This window comes from Alkalihalophilus lindianensis (assembly GCF_032843265.1).
GTDB lineage: Bacteria > Bacillota > Bacilli > Bacillales > Bacillaceae_D > Alkalihalophilus > Alkalihalophilus lindianensis.
Map to the genome: position 1 here is coordinate 1 of NZ_JAWJBA010000436.1, position 266 is coordinate 266.

The 266-nt window shown below is 47.0% G+C and carries 1 protein-coding gene; it reads left to right on the forward strand.

Translation table 11 applies throughout. The annotated features are described in order from the left end of the window. Nucleotides 1–266 (forward strand): DNA polymerase III delta subunit-related protein (locus RYX56_RS22930; protein ID WP_317124199.1); only part of this gene is annotated, 266 nt, incomplete at both ends.

Here is a 266-nt window from a genome sequence, read left to right on the forward strand (position 1 = left end):
TTATTGATGAAGTGCATATGCTGTCGATCAGCGCCTTTAATGCCTTATTAAAAACATTAGAAGAACCGCCGAAGCATGTCATCTTTATCTTAGCGACAACAGAGCCGCACAAAATCCCCTTGACGATCATCTCCCGTTGTCAGCGCTTTGATTTTAGAAGAATCACGGCGGGGGCCATTGTGAGCCGGATGAAATTGATTGTCGAAGAGTCCGGGATTGATTGCGACGAGCAGGCACTGCAAATGATTGCCAGAAGTGCTGAAGGC